At 50.8% G+C, this 16,332-nt stretch carries 13 protein-coding genes; 5 read left to right on the forward strand and 8 right to left on the reverse strand.

All coding sequences use genetic code 11. The features are described from left to right. Positions 1-41: 41 nt before the first annotated feature. On the forward strand, positions 42-1,007 hold the full coding sequence (gene msrA, locus AB4124_RS10395; protein WP_441972726.1) for a peptide-methionine (S)-S-oxide reductase MsrA: 966 nt from the start codon (positions 42-44) through the stop codon (positions 1,005-1,007). Between the two features lie 136 nt (positions 1,008-1,143). Beyond that, positions 1,144-1,326 (forward strand): hypothetical protein, encoded by a 183-nt coding sequence (locus AB4124_RS10400; protein ID WP_076320830.1) that lies wholly within the window; start codon positions 1,144-1,146, stop codon positions 1,324-1,326. 71 nt (positions 1,327-1,397) lie between these two features. Here AB4124_RS10400 and AB4124_RS10405 read toward each other — a convergent pair whose 3' ends face one another. After that, positions 1,398-2,090 (reverse strand): YitT family protein, encoded by a 693-nt coding sequence (locus tag AB4124_RS10405; protein ID WP_076320829.1) that lies wholly within the window; start codon positions 2,088-2,090, stop codon positions 1,398-1,400. Positions 2,091-2,579: 489 nt separating this feature from the next. Here AB4124_RS10405 and hmpA point away from each other — a divergent pair, with 489 nt between their 5' ends. Beyond that, positions 2,580-3,785: an NO-inducible flavohemoprotein gene (gene hmpA, locus AB4124_RS10410; RefSeq protein WP_441972729.1), complete on the forward strand. Its 1,206-nt coding sequence runs from the start codon at positions 2,580-2,582 to the stop codon at positions 3,783-3,785. 148 nt (positions 3,786-3,933) lie between these two features. On the opposite strand, the gene AB4124_RS10415 is transcribed toward hmpA, so the two are convergent. Then, positions 3,934-4,443, reverse strand: a complete 510-nt coding sequence (locus tag AB4124_RS10415; RefSeq protein WP_441972731.1) for a Crp/Fnr family transcriptional regulator — start codon at positions 4,441-4,443, stop codon at positions 3,934-3,936. A 181-nt stretch (positions 4,444-4,624) separates the two neighbouring features. Here AB4124_RS10415 and AB4124_RS10420 point away from each other — a divergent pair, with 181 nt between their 5' ends. Beyond that, positions 4,625-5,011 (forward strand): hypothetical protein, encoded by a 387-nt coding sequence (locus tag AB4124_RS10420; protein WP_441972733.1) that lies wholly within the window; start codon positions 4,625-4,627, stop codon positions 5,009-5,011. Positions 5,012-5,040: 29 nt separating this feature from the next. Next, a complete protein-coding gene (locus AB4124_RS10425; protein ID WP_441972735.1) occupies positions 5,041-7,188 on the forward strand; it encodes a YhgE/Pip family protein in 2,148 nt (715 codons plus the stop codon). A gap of 202 nt (positions 7,189-7,390) precedes the next feature. Here the strand turns inward: AB4124_RS10425 and AB4124_RS10430 are convergent, their stop codons facing one another. From AB4124_RS10430 to AB4124_RS10455, 6 genes are all read right to left on the reverse strand, one after another. Beyond that, positions 7,391-8,479, reverse strand: a complete 1,089-nt coding sequence (locus tag AB4124_RS10430; protein ID WP_441972737.1) for a glycosyl hydrolase family 18 protein — start codon at positions 8,477-8,479, stop codon at positions 7,391-7,393. A gap of 28 nt (positions 8,480-8,507) precedes the next feature. Further along, positions 8,508-10,265, reverse strand: a complete 1,758-nt coding sequence (locus AB4124_RS10435) for a polysaccharide deacetylase family protein (protein ID WP_441972739.1) — start codon at positions 10,263-10,265, stop codon at positions 8,508-8,510. Between the two features lie 32 nt (positions 10,266-10,297). Then, a complete protein-coding gene (locus tag AB4124_RS10440; RefSeq protein ID WP_441972741.1) occupies positions 10,298-12,166 on the reverse strand; it encodes a glycosyltransferase in 1,869 nt (622 codons plus the stop codon). 19 nt (positions 12,167-12,185) lie between these two features. Beyond that, positions 12,186-13,499: a nucleotide sugar dehydrogenase gene (locus AB4124_RS10445; RefSeq protein WP_441972742.1), complete on the reverse strand. Its 1,314-nt coding sequence runs from the start codon at positions 13,497-13,499 to the stop codon at positions 12,186-12,188. A 1-nt stretch (position 13,500) separates the two neighbouring features. Beyond that, positions 13,501-14,988, reverse strand: a complete 1,488-nt coding sequence (locus tag AB4124_RS10450; RefSeq protein WP_441972744.1) for a polysaccharide deacetylase family protein — start codon at positions 14,986-14,988, stop codon at positions 13,501-13,503. Positions 14,989-15,414: 426 nt separating this feature from the next. Then, on the reverse strand, positions 15,415-16,323 hold the full coding sequence (locus tag AB4124_RS10455; RefSeq protein ID WP_441972746.1) for a hypothetical protein: 909 nt from the start codon (positions 16,321-16,323) through the stop codon (positions 15,415-15,417). Positions 16,324-16,332: the final 9 nt, after the last annotated feature.

Genomic DNA, 16,332 nt, shown 5'->3' on the forward strand with positions numbered 1-16,332 from the left:
AGACTTACATTTAAAATGTTATAACGATGGAGGGATAATAGATGAATAATCGTTCAACCCCAAGTGAATTGGCTACCTTTGCGGGAGGCTGCTTCTGGTGTATGGTCTCTCCTTTTGATGAGCTGCCGGGCATTCTGAAGGTCGTTTCCGGCTATACGGGCGGCCATAAGGAAAATCCGACCTATGAAGAGGTATGCTCTGATACAACGGGTCATTACGAGGCCGTTCAAATCACATATAACCCGGAAGTGTTCCCTTATGAAAAGCTGCTTGAGCTCTTCTGGCAGCAAATCGATCCTACGGATGAGGGCGGACAATTCCATGATCGGGGGACATCTTACCGGACCGCTATTTTTTACCATACGGAGGAGCAGCGCAAGCTTGCCGAACAATCCAAAGAAGAGGTAGCAGCCAGCGGACGATTCGACGGGCCGATCGTAACGCCCATCATACCAGCCAGCACTTTCTATGAAGCTGAAGAATACCATCAGGATTATCACAAGAAAAATCCGAGCCATTACAAACGCTATCGCAAAGGCTCGGGACGCGAGGATTTCATTGAGCAGCATTGGTCGGATTCGGTAGACCCCGCCGAGCTTAAACAGCGCCTGACACCGATCCAATATGAAGTAACCCAGAATAACGCAACCGAACCTCCGTTCCACAATGAGTTCTGGGACCATCACGGAGAAGGCATTTACGTGGACATCGTATCCGGCGAGCCGCTCTTCAGCTCTACGGACAAATATGATGCCGGCTGCGGATGGCCGAGCTTCACCCGTCCGATTCGCGAATACAACATCAAGGAAAAAATGGATCTCACCCATATGATGGTCCGTACCGAGGTAAGGAGCAAAAAAGGAGACTCGCACCTCGGTCATTTATTTGACGACGGTCCTGGACCGAACGGACTTCGTTACTGCATCAATTCCGCGGCACTGCGGTTTGTACCGAAGGAAGAGATGCAAAAGGAAGGTTATGGCGAGTATTTGCAGCTGTTTGAATAAATCGAAGTATCCCAAGTGCATTGTCCTTCAGGGGGCAATGCACTTTTTTTGTGCCATTGAACACGCTTATTCAATTTGGTTACACGGGGTAATATACACTACATACGAATAACAGTTGAACTGGAGGGATCGCAATATGCCTTGGAACAAACATGATTATCCGCCATCCATGAAAAATCTAGAGCCGCGGGTGAGGAATAAAGCCGTGGAAATTGCCAATGCCCTGCTGGAGGAAGACTACGACGAAGGACGTGCCATCGCTATCGCCACCGCCAAGGCACAGGAATGGGATGAGAATCATCCCAAAGACGAGGAGTAACCCAACAACATCATAAATATACGAAAGAAGCTCACCCTGCATGCGGGTGAGCTTCTCTTAGTTGGACCGTATTATGAACGGCCGCTAACAGTTGGCTGCGCTGTCTTCGGAGTAACCGGAGTGCTTGGGGCACGGACCGCCTTCCGAATCGGTTTCTTTTCCGTTTTCTCGGTACCGTACGTCACTGTGATGGTGATCACTTGTCCGGCAATCGATACGGCTAATATAGTATATAAGGTTTCAACCAATGGCATGTAGAATAGCGATAATAGCAGAACTACGGCATCCATTAGGAAAAACACCGTCCCTACCTTAAGCCCGCTCCACTCGCTGAACAGCACGGAGATCACGTCGTCACCGCCTGTCGCCCCGCCATAGCGGAGCACGATACCAGCGCCAAAGCCCGTCAATAAACCGGACAGCAGCGCGGCTGCCAGCAAGTTATGATTCAGATCGATCACGAGCGTGGAATACCGCTCGATCAATGCGTAGAACAACGTGAACATGCTCGCCGCAACAACGGTATTGATAATGAACTTCCGACCTTTGATAAACAAGGCAATCAGCAGAACCGGTATGTCCATGAGGACCATACTTAATGCAGGCGGAATATCAAGCGCATATTTGCCAAGCAGTGCAAGGCCGACAAAGCCGCCTTCAGTTAAATGATTGTGAAAATTAATGTGATAATACGTAAAAGCCATTAAAAACGTTCCGAACAACATCGCCGACATCGTGATAATGGTGTTTTGTCTTTTCCTCATACAGGATCCCTCTTGTCGTAGTAGATTGGTCAGACATAGGCCAATCTCTACATAGAGGCAACCTGGAGGAGTTCATCCTTCGAACCATAGTTCCCATCCTTTCGTGAGAGACCGTCCTTGTCTTCAGACGTCCGACTTCGCTCTACGAAGGAAGCTATGTGTATGAGAGATCATAACGTTTCCAAATCGTCCTTTGGGGATTCGTCCTTCGGGGACACATGGTATCCTGATCCTTTCTCGTTTTAATTAGACTGCTAATATTATTATAACACAGTTGGCATACAAGCTAAACAGCTGGCTAGAATGAACTGGAATATATATATGAAATATGTAAAAAAACCCGCTTTCAGAACTCTCCTCCATAAAAATATCGCTGTTCTGTTCACATATTCGCTAAATCCGATGTGACCAAAATCACAAGGAGCCTTTCTTCCCTTGTCTATACTTAAATCGAACACGAATTCGACTTATGAATCAGGGGGAGTCCACATGTTAAGCCAGCATACGATTGAAGTCGTTAAATCGACCGTTCCTGTTCTTGAAACTCATGGAACGGCAATCACGACTGCATTTTACCAAAAATTATTCCATCATCATCCGGAGCTTCTTAACATATTCAACCATGCGAATCAACGAGAAGGAAAACAGCCCTTTGCCCTTGCCAATGCCGTGTACGCCGCCGCAGCCCATATCGACCGTCTTGAAGCGATCGTGCCGGTTGTTAAGCAGATCGGACACAAGCACCGGGCATTAAACATTTTGCCCGAGCATTATCCAATCGTCGGCGAAACACTGCTCGCCGCCATGAAAGAAGTGCTGGGAGATGCCGCAACACCCGAAATTATCGAGGCCTGGGGCGAAGCTTACGGCGCCATTGCCGATGTCTTCATCGGCATTGAAGCAGATATGTACCAACAAGCCGCGAACGAGACCGGCGGTTGGAGCGGATACCGTAATTTCGTTATTGACCGGAAAGTGGAAGAAAGCTCTGTCATCACTTCCTTTTATCTGGTCCCACAAGATGGCGGTGAGATTTCCGCTTATGAACCCGGTCAATACATTACGCTCCGGGTAAAACCTGAAGGTGAAACCTATTATCATAATCGTCATTACAGTCTCTCGTCCGCACCGGGTCAGCCTTACTACAGAATAACGGTCAAGCGTGAGGATGAGTTAGAAGGAAAACCTGCCGGCATCGTCTCCACTTGGCTGCACCGTCAGGCTGAGGTTGGGACCGTTCTCGAGGTCACGGCTCCGGCCGGTACATTTACCCTGGATACGAACAGTGACCTTCCGCTTGCCTTGATCAGCGGCGGTGTCGGTTTGACCCCGATGGTGGCTATGCTGGAAACCGTGCTGCTGAATCAACCCGGCCGGAAAGTAACCTTTATTCATGCGGCCAAGTGCGGTAGTCAGCATGCGATGAAGTCTCATATCGATGCACTCGCCTCCAAGCATCCGCAGCTAACCTCTTACGTCATTTATGAACAGCCGGAATCCGAGGATCAGTGCCACCAAGCAGGCTATATTGATCTTGATCTCCTTCGCAAAACCGTCGATGCGAAAGCCGACTTCTACTTCTGCGGTCCGGTTCCGTTCATGCGTGCCGTTAACAGTCAACTGAAATCCATGGAGGTACCTTCCGACCGGATTCATTATGAATTCTTTGGCCCGGCAGGTACATTGGAAGATTAATTAACCATACGGAGTCAAGCCTAATCAAAGGGTGCCTATCTTGCATAAAGACAGGCACCCTTTTGGGTTGAACAAGCTTGCTGTCAATGATTATTCAGCGAAGAAGTTCCTATGTATCCTGCCCCGTTTATATCGTTCGCAATTCGGGCTAGATGTGCTTGCCCTGTTCCCGCAGCAGCCGGTTTACCGTTTCTCTTCTCACGCCGATCAGCTGTCCGATCTCTTCCTGAGTAAGATACTCGGTCAAGTGTATTCCCTGTGAATACTCATCCAGCCACTGGATCAGCAGTTCAAGCCGCTCCGCAGGCCCTCCTACCGTCAAGTGATCCAGCCTCATCTGCATGAACCGCACCTTTTCCTGCAGCAATCTGGCGACCTCGAGCGGTTTCTGCGGATCCTCCTCGAGCTGGCGGTACCAAGCTTCAGCCGATATGAGCTCCACTTCGCTCTGGATCAGAGCGATCGCCGTTCCATGTGTCTCCTTCGGGCTGATCAACGAATGATGCGGCACCGTTTCACCAGGATATAAAATATTGAAAAGCACCATATTGCCGTTCGGATGGAGACGGGTCACCTTGAACAATCCGCTCCGGATGTGATATAGATGGTTCCCGCTATCCCCTTGCCTGAACAATATTTCGCCTTTATGAAGAATCATTAATGAATCGCCTCCTGATGAATGCAGTTATGAGGAGTGTAAACGATATGCCACCATGAATCCACTGGGATCAATAAACAATTGCCAATATTTAATGGTTGCACGCCGTATATTGTTGGCATACCATGTGTATGATAGAACATACGTTCTTATGTATTTCATGTCTTAGGATGTGTCTCTTATGATGAAGCCTTCCACGCCTCCTCCGCCTTCACTAGAAGACGAAGCCCTGATCCGAGATTATCTGCTGCATCACTTAATTCAGTCTGTTCTCGAGCGGGATATTCAAATTCTCAAGACCCTTACACTCAAAATGGCTGACCTCTATATCTTAAATCTGCAGCTAATTAAAAAAGAAGATTCGGATCATGCCTGGATCAAGCAGCAGCAGATGAGACGGCGCGGAATTCGGATTCATAGCCAGAGCCGTACAGCCGCGGAAGGGCTGCAGGTTCAGTATTTGTGTCGCGGATATGAATGCAGTCTTCTCTGCGAATGGCACTCCCTGAAGGAAGAGATAAAGGATCGGCTCGTTTCGTATCTTGGCACGGATTTTGCGGCATACTAGCACCAACTACGTACAAGATAGGAGCGCGCATGAAGAATATCTTTCACATATATTCTGCCGATATCCATAGAATCATCCGTAATTGGGCTGCAGGCGTCATCATTACTGGGCTTGCTATTCTTCCTTCTCTGTATGCCTGGTTTAACATTGAGGCCTCATGGGATCCCTACGGCCAGACCTCCGGTATATCTATTGCCGTTGCTAACCTGGATAAAGGCACCATTCTTCACGACCAGCCCATTAACCTGGGTAAAGAAATCGTGGAGTCCCTCCATCAAAATGAGAAGCTGGGGTGGCGGTTTACGGAGGATAGTGAGAACGCCATTCAGGGTGTACGGCACGGTGATGATTATGCCGCCATCATTATTCCGGAGAACTTCTCTGCCCGGATCGGCACCGTGCTGAGCAATGAGCCTGTCAAAGCTCAGATCCTCTATTATACAAACGAGAAAATCAACGCCATTTCTCCCAAAGTGACGGCCAAGGGCGCATCCGGTGTTGTAGAGGAAATCAGCAAAAACTTCATCAAAACCGCCAACGGCACCATCTTCGAGATTTTCAACACACTCGGTATTGAGATCGAGAACCAGCTCCCGGCCATCAATAAAGTACGAAATCTTCTGTTCCGGCTTGAAAAAAGCTTCCCGGAGCTCAATGAAGCGGTGGGCACAGCCGCAAAGGATATTAAGCTGGCCAACCGATTGGTTCAGCAAGCTGGCACCGCTCTGCCTCGCCTTGAAGAAATCGCCACGGACGGCAAGGCTATGGCCGGTGCGCTGGCGGAGTTCGCGAATGAGGCCGCTGGTGCCTCGAAATCGCTGGAGCCTGCTCTGCGTCAGGACTTGGAGGTACTGGCTGCAACCACCGGAGCACTCTCGCAAGTGCTGGACGCTCTAGGACAAGCCGACATCGACCCGAAGGAGCTTGCCAGCCGCCTGAACGCTGCGCAGGAACGCGCCAAGATAGCAGCGCAAGCCGCGACCCGGCTGGGTCAATTGTTCAAGCGACTGGGCTCGATCTCCCCGGCGGCAGCTTCCGGGGCGGCTAAGCTTGAGGATATTGCCGCACGATGGACCTCAGCCCAAACCGTGCTCCAAACCATAGCGCAAGCCGTGGAACGGGGAGAAGAAACACCTGCAGATGCCATCGATAAGCTGAAGAAGCTAAACGATGACATTACGGGACTAACCAACACGGTGTTAAGCCGATACGATACGGAGATCGGTCCAGCGATAAGCAAATCCTTCACCAAGGGCGCAGGCACGGCCAAGCGTGTTCAGCAGGAGCTGACCCAGGCGCTTGCCAGCGTCCCCGACATTCAGCATTTGCTCAAAGATGCCCAGAAAGGGCTCAAGGTAGGCGGCGAAGAAGTACAGCTGGCCCAAAGCCGTCTGCCGGAGGCCGAGCTTCGAATTACACAGCTGGCGAATCGGCTGCGTGAGATGGAAGCTGCAGGGGATATCCAAGAGGTTATCGATTTGCTTCAAAATAATTTCGAGCTCGAAAGCCAGTTTTTTGCCGAGCCTGTTACGCTGGAAGAGAATCGACTCTACCCTATCCCGAACTACGGGTCCGCCATGTCTCCCTTCTTCACGACGTTATCCTTGTGGGTAGGTGCCCTGCTGCTTGTTTCCCTGCTCTCCGTTGAGGTTCATGATGAAGAGAGAAGCTTCCGCAGCATCGAGGTTTACTTCGGACGCTATTTAACCTTTTTGACCATTGCCCTGTTCCAAGCGCTATTCGTTACCCTGGGTGATATCTATCTGCTGGGAACCTATGTGGTGAATCCGGGCTGGTTCATCTTGTTTGCGCTGCTGATTAGCACCATCTTCATGCTGATTGTATATACGCTGGTGTCCGTATTCGGTAATGTCGGAAAAGCGATGGCCATCGTGCTGCTCGTGCTGCAGCTTGCAGGCGCAGGCGGAACGTTTCCGATCCAGATGACACCGCCGTTCTTCCAAGCATTGCATCCGTATCTGCCATTCACCTACGCCATCAGCATGATGAGGGAAGCCGTTGGTGGCATTCTATGGGATATTGTCGTCCGAGATGTCCTGTTCATGCTGATCTTCGCGGCAATTGCGCTGATGATCGGGATTGCACTCAAGAAGCCGATCAACCGGGCCAGCGGCGGTCTCGTCCGCAAAGCGAAAGCCTCGAAGCTCATCCATTAATTTGTACATCGTGCGCACTGCTCCTTGTGCACACGATGCGTTGTTCGGGGCATGCTTGGATGGCTGGTCGGCCATCTTAGCCTCCTTTCGGTCCGTATACTCACACAGAAAGACTGTTTGACTACAACATGAGTCATTTTACGCAAAAGGACACCCCGAGCGGTTCTTGAAGCCATGGGATGTCCTTTCTTTTCGTATACATTCACTTATGTTGGGATTGCTGATGATAAGCTTTCAACTGTTGCAACGTATCCTCTTCCATATCCCCGAGCCGCCAGATCGCAATCTTCGATATACCCGCGTCTTTCGCCGTATCCATCCAGCCGGCAATGGTCATTCCATCCGCATACCATACGGTATGGTCGAAACCTTGGTCGTCCGTATATTCAAAATACAGGGCACCGCTTGACGGATCCCGCTTCGGATTGTCCGAGATGGAATGCGCCAGTTCCACCGCACGCTTTTCCGTTAAAGAGACAACCTTGCCGTTATTAGCCCAGTCAAACCCGCCAACCGACAATGCGATGGCATGGTCTCCCGGAATCCCCTGCAGTTTATCTGCCAGCTTCCTTATCATGGCGTGATCCGCCTTTGGCCCCGGTCCGCTATGCCCTCCGTACAAGTTATATGCCATCAGGACATAATCCGGACCTGCCGGCAACAGCTCAAAGGATGACTGGGATATCCCCGGCTCCAGCACGATTCGAAGAGAGAAACCCTCCGCTTGTAAACGTTCATACAGCTCCTTGTACAGAGTGGAAAGATTCGCCCAATCTTCCTTGCGTACCTTCTCGTAATCCAGTTCCACACCGCTAAAGCCATGCTGGGATACCACAGCCAGAATATGCCCGATATGCAGGCTGCGGCTTTCCGGAGTAGCCACGATCCGGGAGATGAGCTCCGGATCCTTCTGGTCCGCCGTCCCATCGGTATCAAAGCGATCGTTTACGATGGTCAGTACCCGGCGAAGCTGTTTCCCTTTCCGGGAAATCTCCAGAAACTCAGGCAGCCCCTCCCGAAAATCCGAAGTAAAATGGAGTTCATCTTTATGATTGAAGTAAGCTGCAAAAAAATGAATTTCTTCAAGCTCACTACCAAGCTGCTTCAGATCCGTAATGCCCGTCCTCCACTGCCAATCCGTAATCCAGGCAGACAGCTTCACTCCCGTTTGCGGTAACTGAACCTGCAGCGCTTTCTCCTGCTCTTCGGTGCGCAGCCACCAGAAAGAGACAGCAGCACACAAAGCCATCAGTACCAGAGCTCCTGCCCATTTCCTCCTGCGATTCTTCATTCTTGTTCACGTCCTACGCTATCCGAGTTTAAAAAGTCTCCACAGCCCAGTCAACCGCCCGGCTCAAACTTCTCTGCACGCCTGTCAGGACACCGGTCAGTCCGGACGGCTTGTTCGTAAACAGCAGCTTCATATCACCGCTCGCAGGCTCGGATTTAATGGTGACATCTTCAAAAACAGCGTCATAAATATCATCTTTCTCATTCTGCTCATGATATTGCGATTCAAACGCCACGCCCCCTGCACCAATCGAAACATCCACAGACTGCTGATCCAGAATCAACTGTTGATCGACACTCACGGACACGGAATGGCCTTTCACTGATATCTCCAACCCACGGTTGCCAAGTATGTTGACCGGATACTCATTCTCATCATCCCGATCTCCGGACTGCGTCTGCTCCTTGGTATATACCGATGCCTTGTCGAATTGCAGATCCTCTTCCCCCCACTCGACCTCCGGCAAGGAGTAAGTGAACAACTCCTCGGGCGCTTGACCCGCCCTCTTCTGTTCTACCACCACATGATTGTTCTCCAGAAGGAGCCTTAAGTAAGAGCCCTTCGTCCGGTCGTAACGAACATAAATGGACTGCCGTCCTACCACGTTACCAAGCGCTTTAGCCGAGACGATTACGTCGGTCTCCTCGCTGCCCTTCAAATAAACGGTCCCTGCCTGGGACGGGGGCGATGTGACTACGAAACGGTTATCCGCAAATTCAGCCGCTCCGCCAAGCAGCTCCCACTTGTCAGCCTGCTGCTTGTCCCCTCGCACAAACTGCATAGGTTGTCCTTGGTCTTTGTGCAGCTTCATCAACAGGTGATTGGTGGACCAGTAAGGAGCAGGCTGGACCCGAGTCAGATTATAAAGATCGCTATCCTTCGCATTGAAGGCCATTCCTTCCCGGTTGAAATTCATCCCGAACAACTGCGTAATCTGCTTGGTGTTGGCATCGGCTACAAGCTGATTCATGCCACCACCAAGGGCATTGGCGTGCATGATCATATACGTGCCTGGAACGTAACCAAGCGATTCCGTGTAGACTTTATTCATCGCCTCATAGTCGGCTTGGATCCGTTCTTCCATTTCCGCGCGGTTCTCGAGCGGAATCATATTCTCGTCGCGAATGAAATCCATCAAATAGTGGTTGTAATACTCCACGTTGGATTTGCTGGTCAGTTCACTTTCGTCCTTAACGCCGATATAACGGCCTTCATGATCAAAAATATTAATATAAGTCAGCCGGTTGCCGTTGGTCCCAAGCTCCCAATAACCGGTGCGGGTCATCTTCAGCATATCCTTCGGCTGCAGAAATTTCCGTTCACTGTTGCCCATTTTGTTAGCATAGGACAGGAAAGTGGCCTTATAATTGTATTTCTCTAGCAGCGGCTGCGCAAACAGTGCGGAGTCATTCCGTCCGTCTTCAAAGGACAGGTACAGCGCTTTATCCGGCAGCTTCTTGCCATTACGATAATAATCCATAATATCTTGCTGCGAAATCGTAGTGTAGCCCTGTTCATATAAAGCCCTCAGTTGGGCGTCCAGCTGGCTCTTGGATACGAGCTTGGATGTCCCGGTGCGACCGACTCCAAAATAGGATAGCGCAATAAAGCCCTGATCCTGACGCCAAGCTGATTTGTCCGGCTCCTTATAGGTGCGAAAATCGAAAATTGCATTCGCCAGCAGGACGACAACTACGGCCAATACAACAACCTGTGCCGTAACTTTGATGATTTTGCGGCGATTTTTTCGCTGAACATTGAGGGCTGCATTTCGTTTTTTACCCATTTGTCATCCTCACTTCAACCGCTTTGACACGATCAGAACGGTAATCCGAATTTTTTGCCTTTGCGCTTGCGAGCTTCCTTTTTCTCTCTCGCTTCAATATCTTGCGGCGTTTCCCGGGTCCCCCATGTCGACTTCCAGAAGGTAAACCAGGCCACCGGCATCTGCCATAACAGGACAAATTCATAGAACAGACAGAACACGAAGCCGAACACCCAGAGCCTGCTCTTGCGAAACAGCAGGTGGGCAAGACTCATCAGCAGCGCCATCAGCAGCAAGCCCATCAGGAAAGTCCCTGGGAAAATGCCATGAACGATCGGCACGTACATCAAATTATAGGCAACCACGACAGGCGCGGCAATCGGCACGATCAGGCCTATGTAGAAAAACAATGCCATAAACGGCTCTTTGCGCCAAATAAAACTTCCGGCCCGGAGCGACTCGCGCAGCCAGGAGCGCTTCCAGCGCATCTGCTGCTTCAGGAACACCTTCATCTGTGAAGGGACAATTGTCGAGCATATGGCGGAATCCTGGTAACCGGTACGATGTGTTTTCAAAATAAAGTTTGTCATGCTTCGGTCATCCCCGAAGGTGGCGGGTCTGCCCAAAAACTTCTGGTTCAGCCAGGCGTCCGCATGCTGCATGATGAGCTCTTTCCGATAGCAGGATAACGGGCCCGACAGGCAGGTCACGCTGTCAAACCAAGACTCTGCCGCTTTCATGATCCGGAATGCAATATAATAACGGACCGTCTGCAGCTTCGTCATGTTATTGGTATATTTATTCTCGACGTCCGTTCGGCCGGCAACGCCGCCCATCTTAGGGTCCTGAAAAGGCTGAACGAGGTGGCGAATCGCCATCGGGTCCAGAAAGCTGTCGGAATCCACGAAGACCACCAAATCATGCTTCGCCATCTCCACACCTTTGACAAGCGCGACCCGCTTGCCCGCATTCTCCGGCAGCACCGTATAGGACAAGCGTTCGCGGGTAGCGTAACGCTCCGCCTCGGAGTGAATCACTTCAATCATATCCTTGATCTGCTGTACCGATTGGTCTGTCGATCGGTCATCAACGACAATGACCTCCAGCTTATCTACCGGATAGTCCTGATTAATACAGCTGAGAATCGTACGTTTGATCCAATCCGCTTCATTGAAGCAGGGGATGATAATCGAAACCCCCGGTGTATAATCCGGATTGATCGGCACATCGCGATATAACGCCCCGAACAGGTAGCGTGTCAGCAGAAACAGAGCTGCGATTAAGCTGTACAAATACAGCACCATGTTGTATTTGAAATAAATAATGCTCTCGGCCCGCATCAGTATGATGAAGAGCACCGCCATGAACATCAAGGCGCTGGCAGAATACACGGAATAGCCCCACCGTTTGCGCTGAAAATATTCCGTCAACGGCTTCTCAAATTCTAAGGCCAGCATATGCTCTTCACCGGATTCTGCCGAATTCGTGGCCCGACGAACGACGCTTGCATCCATCCTTACGGCCGATTCGAAACCCTCGGGCATGGAGCCCGGCGGGATACGGAATCGGACCTTCACTGTGTCACCCACTTCAAGGTCAGAAGCGTCGTCCGGCAGCCTGAGCAGCAGGCCGGTGGCCGAAATATCGGCAGCCTGTCCCTTAATTCCTGCTTTTTTCTTTTTCCCCTTGGGAACGATCCATACTTCGAATTCCGCTTCATAACGCAAGCTGAGCATACGCAGCTTATTTAAATATTCAGAGGACACATCATCCCCAGGCTGCTGTGCTCGGTTGCCTCTTCGGTCCGCGTTCAAACGGATCTGCTCCGGATCGGGTACATAGGAAAGAGTACGTCTATCTGTACGCGGAACCGCAAGAACTTCCTTGGTAATCTTCGGTTGCTTTCTTTTTATAATCCTCATTGCTTTCTCCCATCGTTATCTACAAACTCCAATAATGAAAGCCATTCGCTTCATATTCGGTTTTTGGATAAGCTCCCTTCACGTCGATCAGAAGCTTCGCCTCTGCAGAGCTAAACATGTCCTTGAATTCGGCAACCCCAAGCTGCTTGAACTCCCGGTGAGCAACAGCGACCACCGCAATCTGGATGTCTCTCAGTTCACTCATGTCCGACAGCTCAATACCATATTCCTCATATGCCTGATGTCGGTCCACGTGCGGGTCCGCCACCATCGGCTGGATTCCGTAGTCCTGCAGCTCCGTGATAATATCGATTACTTTGGAGTTGCGGATATCCCGGCAGTCTTCCTTAAAGGCCAGACCCATTACCGCCACCTTCGCCCGCATCAGATCAATACCTTGGCGAACCGCGAGTTTAATGACATGCTGGGCGATGTATTTCCCCATTCCGTCATTGATATGCCGACCGGCCAAAATAATCTTGGAATGATATCCCGTATCCTCGGCCTTATACGTCAGATAATAAGGATCAATTCCGATGCAATGCCCGCCAACGAGCCCCGGCCGGAACGGGAGGAAATTCCACTTCGTCTCCGCCGCCCGCAGCACGGCATTCGTATCGATATCCATCTGATTGAACAGCATGGAGAGCTCGTTCATGAAGGCGATATTGATATCGCGCTGGGCATTCTCGATAACCTTGGCCGCTTCCGCCACCCGGATGCTTTCCGCCCGGTGGACGCCCGCATCAATGATCAGCTCATATAGGCTGGCAACCGTCTCCAGCGCCTTCGGGTCATTGCCGGACACAATTTTCACGATGGTCTCGAGCCTGTGCACCTGGTCTCCGGGATTGATTCGTTCCGGGGAATACCCCACCTTGAAATCCTCGCCCAGGCGCAGGCCGGACTCCTCTTCAAGAATCGGAATGCACACTTCCTCCGTAACGCCCGGATAAACCGTTGACTCATACACTACAACCGCTCCCCGGGTCAAGGCGCGGCCGACCAAACGGCTGGCATTGCGCACGAATTTCAGGTCCGGGACATTTCCGCTTTTTACGGGCGTCGGAACGGCGACAATAAAGCAGCGAGCTTCTTTGAGCTTGTCCGGATCCGAGGTGAAGGCAGCCGTGCAGTTCGCAAGCGAAGTATCCCCGATCTCACCGGTAGTATCGAATCCGCTGCGATACTGCTGCACCTTGGCCTCGCTCAGATCGAAACCGATGACATCCAGCTTTCTTGAGAATGCGACCGCCAGCGGCAGGCCCACATATCCAAGACCGACGACCGCCAATTTGTCCACGCGATCCAACATATTTACATATAAATCCATCTTATTCCATCTCCATTGCGGCTTTGTCCTGCAGCTGCATCATGTCCGCCATTTTTACAAACGTATATCCTTTATTCTTCAGCCCTTCCAGTACACTTGGCAGAGCTTCAATGGTATGAATGTCATCCAGCATATGCAGCAAAATGACGCTTCCCCGTTGTGTCTTTGTCATTACCCCGTTCACAATATCGTCGGCACTATTGGAAACATCCCAATCCAGCGTCGTCACATCATACATCGCAATGACCGGGTAACCGGTAGCCGCCAGCGCTTTGGCCCGTTCATCATCAACCACACCGGTCGGCGGACGAAACAGCATGACAGGCTGCTGCTGTATGGCCTCCGTAATGACCTGGTGGGCCTTGACGACATCCTTCTGCAGCTCTTCGGGCGTTAGCGATGTCACGACGGGATGACTGTAGGAATGATTAGCCACATCATGTCCGCCTTCCACCATCGCCCGCGCCAAATTCGGGTTGCTTTCCACTCCTTTGGCCCGCAGGAAGAAGGTGGCTTTCACGTCATGCTCCGCCAAAATATCAAGGATGCGGGTAACCGTTTTATCACTACCGAAATCATCAAACGTCAGGGCAATTTCTTTTTTGTTGGTATTGACTTTATAAACCAGTTCATATTTCGCCTGTTCATAATCCGGGTTCATTCTCGCAGCGTCGTATCCCGGAATTAACTCGAGCGGTTTTCGCTCGCCGCCATTTCGCACCAGCTCATCCAGCGTGACCAATCGATATCCGATATCGTCCACTGCCTGGGCGATGTATTTAATAGAAGATATCACTTCGGGATTGACGTCGGTATTCATGGAAATAATGCCGCCTCTGGAGATGAACCTGGTCACATACTCTCCAATCTCTTCAGCACTCTGCATGTTGCGGTCCTTAGGATTGATGTTATAACTTACAACAGCCTTCATCCCGAGATGCGCGGCTGCCAGTGGCACTTCTTCCGGATAATCGCCGGAGCGTGTCCGAACATAGCGGGGCTGGGCGCCCGTTTCCCGCTCAATGACATCGTTCGCAAGCTTGATCTCCTTATAGATCTGATCGTAATCAAGCTGATTCATATCGAGCTGATTGAGCGTATTGTTCTCAATTTCATGACCTCTGGACAAAATGGCATCCGCGATGTCCGGTTCCTCCGCCACTCGGATGCCCGGAAGAAAGAAGGTCGCCTTGATTCCGTACGCATCCAGCTCATCGATCAGGGCCATCATGGTCGCTTTATCGCCCATGCCGTTAAAGGTAAGCGCTAATTCTTTCTTGGCCGTATAAACAAACGGGATTTCCCTACTCTTCTCTCCCGTATACCGTTCCACTTTTTGAACAGCCGCTGTCGAACCGCCCGCTTCATCGCCGGGAGCTTGCTTACCTCCAAAAAGACCGCAACCACCCAATAACGCCAGGGTTAACAACAGTCCGGTCATTCTCGTAAGTATGTATAACTTTCGGGTTTTACTAGAATCTCTTTTCATCTGGATACTCCTTTTAAATTTCAAACAGGGTTTTTCTTAAAGCCCTTCCTGAATAAACCAATAGAATATATCACCAACGTATCATAATTGCTATAACTTTTTTGAAAAATTCATGAATTTTCATCATTTTCATATCTTTGAATTACAATAACGAACCCCGGTTGTCCAGCTTATGTAATCCGTTGTCCCATGTTTTTTCAAAACCGACTCCTACCCCTTGCCGCTTGATGATTCACATTATAGAATTCAGTTCTATACAATTTCTAAACAATTTCCGTTTCAAACTTGGGCCTCCCCCCCTGTCAGACAAAAAAAATACCTTCGAAAGTCTATAAAGACCTTCGAAGGTATGTTGAATAGTGAATGATTCATGTTGTTCATGCTGTTACCATTTAACCTGGAAATCGTAATGGAATCTCATGCAAATCAAGGCTCTTCCCCAGCCATCGCGGTTCGTTTATGAACCCAAGCTTGGTAGTGATGGACGGCCATTCCCGCAAAGGAGGAATGGTCGCTGCCAAGTTTGGCGGCACGCAGGGCTTCGTCCTCCATCTCCTGTTCGCTCTTGGCAAAGAAGGTCAGATGCTCGCCTTCCTCCGTATCCCCGAGCTCCATGCCGATCCAGACGGACTTGCCGAGTTCATCCGCCTGCTCCAGCTCTTCCTTGGACAACTCATACATCTGCTCCCCGCTGTCCCGGTACGCCATAACGGCAATCGCGTCCGTGTTCTGGATCATCCAGCGGCTGAAGGAGTCGGCACCCGCGCTGCGCGGTCCAGGTACCTTGTCCAGCCAGAATGGAACGGCCGCACTGAAAGAGAGCCCCTGACGCTTCGCCTCCTGCACCCAAACCTCCATGTTCGCGCTCCATTCTTCCACCACCTGTGCCTGTTCGCGGCCCCATCTCCGGAGCACATAAGGCTCGACATCGAACTGCACGCCCTCGAATTTCTCCTCAGGCGCAGCCGTACGATTGTACGCTTCCAGCCAGGTCAGCAGCTCCATCCCTTTTCGCCGGCCTTCTTCATAAGCCCAATCCGGCTGACCGTTCAAGGCGTGAACACTGATGCCCTGCTGATGTGCTGCGGCCACAAAATGGCGGTACTCCTCGTCCGTCACCTCTTGTTGAATCTGCAAAAAGATCGTTGTAATGCCTTCCCTGCCGCTAAAGGCTACAATCTCCTCCGTTTCACTTCGGATCAGACTTGCATCCCACAGCCATGTAGCCTTGTTCTGATTCACCTTGCCTGACGGGAGAAGAAAAAGGATCAGCAGCAAAAGACAGATGCCGGCAACCAGGATGATCCACTTCGCTTTTGCATGTATAGGCCTCATTCTTCTCGT

It is taken from the genome of Paenibacillus sp. 2KB_20 (assembly GCF_052115765.1).
Lineage (GTDB): Bacteria > Bacillota > Bacilli > Paenibacillales > Paenibacillaceae > Paenibacillus_AQ.

Excerpts from the sequence above, each read along its gene's own strand:
- AB4124_RS10445 (WP_441972742.1), bottom strand. The coding sequence starts at position 13,499 with ATGGATTTATATGTAAATATGTTGGATCGCGTGGACAAATTGGCGGTC.
- AB4124_RS10440 (WP_441972741.1), bottom strand. The coding sequence starts at position 12,166 with ATGAGGATTATAAAAAGAAAGCAACCGAAGATTACCAAGGAAGTTCTT.
- AB4124_RS10425 (WP_441972735.1), top strand. The coding sequence starts at position 5,041 with ATGAAGAATATCTTTCACATATATTCTGCCGATATCCATAGAATCATC.
- AB4124_RS10420 (WP_441972733.1), top strand. The coding sequence starts at position 4,625 with ATGATGAAGCCTTCCACGCCTCCTCCGCCTTCACTAGAAGACGAAGCC.
- AB4124_RS10415 (WP_441972731.1), bottom strand. The coding sequence starts at position 4,443 with ATGATTCTTCATAAAGGCGAAATATTGTTCAGGCAAGGGGATAGCGGG.
- msrA (WP_441972726.1), top strand. The coding sequence starts at position 42 with ATGAATAATCGTTCAACCCCAAGTGAATTGGCTACCTTTGCGGGAGGC.
- AB4124_RS10430 (WP_441972737.1), bottom strand. The coding sequence starts at position 8,479 with ATGAAGAATCGCAGGAGGAAATGGGCAGGAGCTCTGGTACTGATGGCT.
- AB4124_RS10455 (WP_441972746.1), bottom strand. The coding sequence starts at position 16,323 with ATGAGGCCTATACATGCAAAAGCGAAGTGGATCATCCTGGTTGCCGGC.
- AB4124_RS10400 (WP_076320830.1), top strand. The coding sequence starts at position 1,144 with ATGCCTTGGAACAAACATGATTATCCGCCATCCATGAAAAATCTAGAG.
- AB4124_RS10435 (WP_441972739.1), bottom strand. The coding sequence starts at position 10,265 with ATGGGTAAAAAACGAAATGCAGCCCTCAATGTTCAGCGAAAAAATCGC.
- AB4124_RS10450 (WP_441972744.1), bottom strand. The coding sequence starts at position 14,988 with ATGAAAAGAGATTCTAGTAAAACCCGAAAGTTATACATACTTACGAGA.
- AB4124_RS10405 (WP_076320829.1), bottom strand. The coding sequence starts at position 2,090 with ATGAGGAAAAGACAAAACACCATTATCACGATGTCGGCGATGTTGTTC.
- hmpA (WP_441972729.1), top strand. The coding sequence starts at position 2,580 with ATGTTAAGCCAGCATACGATTGAAGTCGTTAAATCGACCGTTCCTGTT.